The 5620-nt window shown below is 53.3% G+C and carries 4 protein-coding genes and 2 pseudogenes; 4 read left to right on the top strand and 2 right to left on the bottom strand.

The annotated features are described in order from the left end of the window. A pseudogene (locus ABX962_RS28655) lies at positions 1-165 on the bottom strand (AraC family transcriptional regulator); the annotation flags it as partial. A gap of 218 nt (positions 166-383) precedes the next feature. Beyond that, the gene (gene nagB / locus ABX962_RS28650; protein ID WP_372724607.1) at positions 384-1214 is read right to left on the bottom strand and encodes a glucosamine-6-phosphate deaminase; all 831 of its coding nucleotides are present in this window, start codon (positions 1212-1214) and stop codon (positions 384-386) included. 759 nt (positions 1215-1973) lie between these two features. On the opposite strand from nagB, the gene ABX962_RS28645 reads away from it, so the two are divergent. The 4 genes and pseudogenes from ABX962_RS28645 to ABX962_RS28630 all read left to right on the top strand — a co-directional run. Continuing rightward, positions 1974-2741, top strand: coding sequence for a PIG-L deacetylase family protein (locus ABX962_RS28645; RefSeq protein WP_372724609.1), 768 nt, complete (start codon positions 1974-1976; stop codon positions 2739-2741). A gap of 122 nt (positions 2742-2863) precedes the next feature. Beyond that, complete coding sequence (locus ABX962_RS28640) at positions 2864-3892, top strand: SIS domain-containing protein (protein WP_372724605.1); 1029 nt, start codon at positions 2864-2866, stop codon at positions 3890-3892. 260 nt (positions 3893-4152) lie between these two features. After that, positions 4153-5178: an L-threonine 3-dehydrogenase gene (gene tdh, locus ABX962_RS28635; protein WP_372724603.1), complete on the top strand. Its 1026-nt coding sequence runs from the start codon at positions 4153-4155 to the stop codon at positions 5176-5178. A 103-nt stretch (positions 5179-5281) separates the two neighbouring features. After that, positions 5282-5620 (top strand): annotated as a pseudogene (locus ABX962_RS28630) (gfo/Idh/MocA family oxidoreductase); the annotation flags it as partial.

Below are 5620 nucleotides of genomic sequence, written 5' to 3'. Positions count from 1 at the left end.
TCCGATGTGATCCCCTACCACGCGAGAACCGGCACCCCGGTAAATGTAAGTCAACTCGATTTCAGGGTGTCGATGCCATTTCACAGGCGAAAGTAGCGTGGATCGATCGAAGCAGCGAAACGACTCGCCCACCGGAGGAACAAGTTTCTCGTAAGACGGTTTCATGGAAATGACACAGGGGGAGGGCAATTACCGTTTCACGCCAGGATTGACTTAAAACTGTACATGTTGTGCATTAGAGGACGATTGCGATCGGTGAAAGCGCACATTGGATATCATAGCGGTCCTTGGATGTCTCGAACACCCATGACCAGAGTATTCTGGGTGAAACGCCACAAGACTCTACAAACCGGATGCGTTAAGGCGTCCTTGCAATACAAGTGTTAGCGAATCGAGACGTCGCTGTGGGGGTGATTCAGCTTCGATGCCGCGGCGGCGTCGAGTAGAAAGGTGACATCACGATGCTCGCGCAAATAGGTCGCCGGCACCGAGTTTGAGATCGATCCTTGGATGCTACGCTCGACGATTGCCGATTTATGCTGGCCAAAGGCAAGCAGGCGGATGCGACGCGAGCGGAGGATCGTTCCGACTCCCATGGTGATCGCAAGCCGAGGAGTATTTTCAAGGCCTCCGAAATCTTTTGCGGCGTCCGTGCGAGTAATTTCACTTAGTCGCACCAGTCGCGTGGTTGATGCTTGTTCGGACCCAGGTTCGTTGAAGCCGACATGCCCAGTGCGTCCAATGCCGAGCAGTTGAAGGTCGATGCCGCCAGCGGCATCGATTAGGTTTTCATAGCGTTGACAGTAGTCATTCACCGATTCGGTGGACACCGTTCCATCAGGAATATGGATGTTCTCGCGTCGAATATCGACGTGATCAAATAGTTGCTCGTTCATAAAACGAACATAGCTCTGTGCGGCGCACGGTTGCATCGGGAAGTATTCGTCCAAATTGAATGTGACGACGTTTTTCCACGACAGCTCTTCTTCGCGATGCAGTCGAATCAGCTCGCGATAAACTTGAATGGGGGTCGATCCGGTTGCTAGTCCCAAAACGCATTGTTCACCGTTGTCGGTACGCTGGCGAATCAGCGTTGCAATCTCGGCTGCCACCGATTTACTCGCATCGAGATCTTCCGCAAACACACGAATTTCGATGCCACTGTGGACCCACTGGGCGACGTCGATTTCGTTTTCGGTCGGTTGTATTGACAAGTTTTTTTCCTAAACGCGTACGCGGATATCGCTATCAGACGGGGGTGCGAACTTTGTCGCTGTGGCGGGGACCCTTGCTTTTTCGGCGGAGACCTATGCATTGACTGCTGTCGCTGTGATCCCTTTTGCCGTGCACTCGCCCTACCCCGATGCTGTTTGGAAACCATGTTGTCTGGAATCGTCGGGATCACTCGAGTGCGATGAATTAATCTTAGAAGTTGAAGGGGGCAGATCCACACCGGCACTTGCCATTTGTGGTACTCAGTGTGCGCGCAAGTGTCGCGTGGTGACCCATTTCGCAAATTTGCCGCAACAGTGATACAATCACGTCAGTCCTGATTTGCTGTGTCCCACACTAAAAAGACGGAGCGAGCGATGGTTTTGCACCGACATCCGTGCCGAACGAGATCCGCGATTGTCCCCCTTGTTGTGTGGGATAATGACGCGTATCGGAGATCATGGGCACGTTGTCGATGCATCCCGATCTTGGAGACACGCCATCGCCCCCCGAGCGAGGATCCCGATGGGGGCAGTGTGCGCAAAGAGGCTATCATGAACGGCGGTGATGCGCATCCCCTATTAGGAATCCCACATTGTGGCGCAAAGATAATACCAGAAATGGCAACCGAACGTGAGGACAGCGGCGGTTAAGGAGAGCAAACTACGCAAGCGTCGGACTAAGAACATTACGCATCCTAAAGGTACCGAACATTGTCTAGCATCGAAAATTGCACTCAACGCAACGTTGCACTAGCGTTGATGGCTCATCCCGATGACGCGGAAATCACCTGTGCGGGGACCTTGATGCGTTTGGCCGAGATGGGGTGGCAGACTCACATCGCGACGATGACCGCAGGCGATTGTGGTTCGCTAACAGGTGACGCAGCCGAGGTGGCTCGTATGCGGATCGCTGAAGGGACCGCAGCCGCCCAGCTCGGGGGAGCAACCTTTCACTGCTTGAACGAACCCGACGGACGGGTCGTCTATGACCGAAACGCATTGCAGAAGACGATCGATCTGTTTCGCGCGATCGCACCGACCTTGGTGATCACGATGCCGATGTCGGACTATCACGCGGACCACGAAATTACCGGCCAACTCGGTCGAGCCGCAAGCTTTGTTTTCGCCGCGCCAAACGCCTCGACACTGCCTTTGGTTCCCGGGTCAACGGTACCTCACCTTTATTACTGTGATGGCCATGGCGGGACGGATCGTTTAGGCCACAAAGTGGAACCGACGACGTGCGTTGAAATCACGGATCAACTCGACCGAAAAACCAAAATGCTGGCCTGTCACGCGAGCCAGCGGGAATGGCTTCGCGTGCATAACGGGATCGACGAGTATCTTTCCACGATGCGTTATTACAACCAAACGCGTGGCAGTGAGTGTGGAGTCCAGGCGGCGGAAGTTTTTGTCCAGCACACCGGCCACGCGTATCCGGCGAACGATCTGCTCGCTGAATTGTTTCCGTTGACATCCTCGTGCCCAGGCGAAATGAAAAACACACCAACTGCGACGGGATCTTAGCGATCCCATATCACGCTGCGACTAAACGCGTTGCCACGAAAACAAGCTCCCCCGCTTTGACAAATGGTTCCCCAACAACTCGCGACTCTGTCCCTTCGAAAACCTCTTATTAGAGAAGAACGATGAATCCTGAAAGCGAGCATTTTATTCAGTACGGTCTGGTCAACGATATGTTGGCCGTACCTGAGCTGATCCGCAATTTTGATGCGAATCACATGCGGTCGATGGCGGATGCAATCGTTGACGCTGGCAATTTGATGATTACGGGTGAGGGGTCGAGTCGTTTTTTTCCCGCAAAACAAGCGATCACTTGGGCGCGTAAGCAAGGATGTTCGATCGGGATCCATGTTGAATCGGCGCTGCAAGCGATGGAATACAATCTTCGCAATTGGGCAGTTTTGGGACTTTCCAATTCAGGCCGGACCGCCGAGGTGATCGAATTGTTTTATGGATTGAAATTGGATGGCCACTCCAAACGATTTAGTTTGACGTCGTTTGAAAACAGCCAGCTCGAAACGTTCGCATCGTCAGGCTGCGTCTTGCAATGTGGCGAAGAAAACGCGGTCGCTGCCACCAAGAGTGTAATCGAACAGGGGCTATTTCTACGGGCGCTGCTAGAACACATCCATGGCACCAACTCGCTGGCGAATCGCCAATCGCAGCTAGCCGACGCGGTCGAAACGGCGCTGCTAAGTGAGTTGCCTGCCGATCTGGTTTGCAGTGTCTCTCGAGCCAAAACGGTATATTGGGCGGGCCGCAATGACGGTGTTGCCGAAGAACTGACACTGAAGACGAATGAGATCATTCGTAAGTCGGCCGATTTTCTTGACGGCACCTATGCCGTTCACGGCATCGAAGAGGTGATGGGGGCCGAGGACGTGTTGATTTGGATCGAACCGTATGCCGCAAGCGAAGCGAAATTTAAAAGCGTGCTCGAGCGTAGTGTGGGCATGCAAATCATCGCGATCGCGTCGCGGCCAACCTGTTTTCCCACGATTCAGATCCCCAATGCAGGCGATTTGTCAGGGTACGTGCAAATGGCGGCCGGCTGGAACCTGTTGGTCAATGTCGGGTTAAAACTTGGTGTCGATGTGGATACTCCGCTGCGTGCGAGAAAAGTTGGAAATGCATTCGCGCCACAATTCGTGTGATCGATCAGTTTGCTAAGAATATTGCCAAAGTTTATTGAGCATCTTTGTCTTTAGAATTTGAAGAAAGTAACGTAAATGAATTCGTCTGTTCGAGGGTTTGATTTTCCGCCTGCGATTTGTCGAGGACTTGATGTGATCGATTGTTGGGGCGACTCACCGCACTCGTTACGAATCGCGGCAAAAGCGGACGAAGCGTTTGTTGGCAGCGAAACCGACGCACGTAGGTGTCAGTGTGTAGCGAACACTAATGGAGCCGTAGCATGAAGGCACTGGTAAAACGCGAAAAACAACCGGGACTTTGGCTCGAAGATGTTCCGATGCCAACGATTGGAATCAACGATGTGTTGATCAAGGTCGACCGGACCGGGATCTGTGGCACCGATGTGCACATCTACAAATGGGATTCGTGGGCGCAAAAAACGATTCCGGTACCGATGGTCGTGGGTCACGAGTTTGTTGGCGAGATCGTTGAAACCGGTTCAAACGTTACCGATTTTTACCCCGGCGAAATCGTCAGCGGCGAAGGGCATGTGGTGTGTGGGCGGTGTCGAAACTGTCTAGCGGGGCGACGACATCTGTGTGCCGACACCAAGGGAATTGGGGTGAATCGGCCTGGAGCCTTCGCTGAGTATATTTCGTTGCCCATGACAAATGTGTGGCATCACGACGCTTCGGTCGATCGCGATGTGGCCTCGATCTTTGACCCCTTTGGCAACGCGGTGCACACGGCATTGTCGTTCCCGGTATTAGGCGAGGATGTATTGGTCACTGGCGCAGGTCCAATTGGTTGTATGGCGGCCGCAGTGGCGAAACATGCCGGCGCCCGACATGTCGTTGTCACCGACGTGAATCCCTATCGATTGCAGTTAGCGGAAGCGATGGGAGCGACACGCACCGTCGATGTGCGAAATGAACAACTCCGTGACGTGCAGAAAGAAATCGGCATGAAAGAAGGCTTTGATGTCGGGCTGGAAATGTCCGGCAACCCCGCTGCCTTTCAGGATATGATTGCTCAAATGAGCCATGGAGGCAAAATCGCGATGCTCGGTATCCCATCTGACGAAATGGCAATCGATTGGAATACCGTCGTTTTCAATATGTTGACAATCAAAGGGATTTACGGGCGTGAAATGTACGAAACCTGGTACAAAATGAAGGTCTTGGTGCAAAGCGGACTCGATCTCTCACCGGTCATCACGCATCGGTTTTCCTATCAAGAATTTGAGCAAGGATTTGACGTCATGATGTCCGGCCAGTCGGGCAAAGTGATTTTGAATTGGAGCTGACAAACAACCCAACCAACCTGTTCCTCCTTTCGTTTAGACTCGTAACCTATGTCGTGCATGAGTTGCGAAACCGTTTATTCCCTACCCTCTTTCGGAGAATCTCATGACGGCCAATACAACCCCGAGCCAAAACCGCAGCAAACCGGCAGCAGTGTCGAGCGAGCTTAATCCCAGCACGCCAACGCGTCGCGACGTGCTTCGCAGTGGTACCGTTTTGTCGGCGGCATTAGGCACCGCAGCATTGGGCGGTAGCGCGATTGCACCTCAGATGCTGCACGCAGCTTCGGTGTCGGATGATCCGAATCGTGTGATCCGTATCGGTATCGTCGGAGTCGGCGGACGAGGAACGGGAGCCCTCAACGACTCGTTGTCAATCAACGACAACATTCGCGTGGTGGCGATGGCCGATTTGCAGCAAGAGAATTGCGAGCGAGCTCGTACG

This window comes from Novipirellula sp. (assembly GCF_041583735.1).
Classification (GTDB): domain Bacteria; phylum Planctomycetota; class Planctomycetia; order Pirellulales; family Pirellulaceae; genus Novipirellula.
The sequence above is the reverse complement of the archived record's forward strand: the minus strand, read 5'-3'. Positions and strand labels throughout refer to the sequence as shown.

Bases quoted from the DNA above. Each gene is read 5' to 3' on its own strand.
- tdh (WP_372724603.1), top strand. From the start codon at position 4,153: ATGAAGGCACTGGTAAAACGCGAAAAACAACCGGGACTTTGGCTCGAA.
- ABX962_RS28640 (WP_372724605.1), top strand. From the start codon at position 2,864: ATGAATCCTGAAAGCGAGCATTTTATTCAGTACGGTCTGGTCAACGAT.
- ABX962_RS28645 (WP_372724609.1), top strand. From the start codon at position 1,974: ATGGCTCATCCCGATGACGCGGAAATCACCTGTGCGGGGACCTTGATG.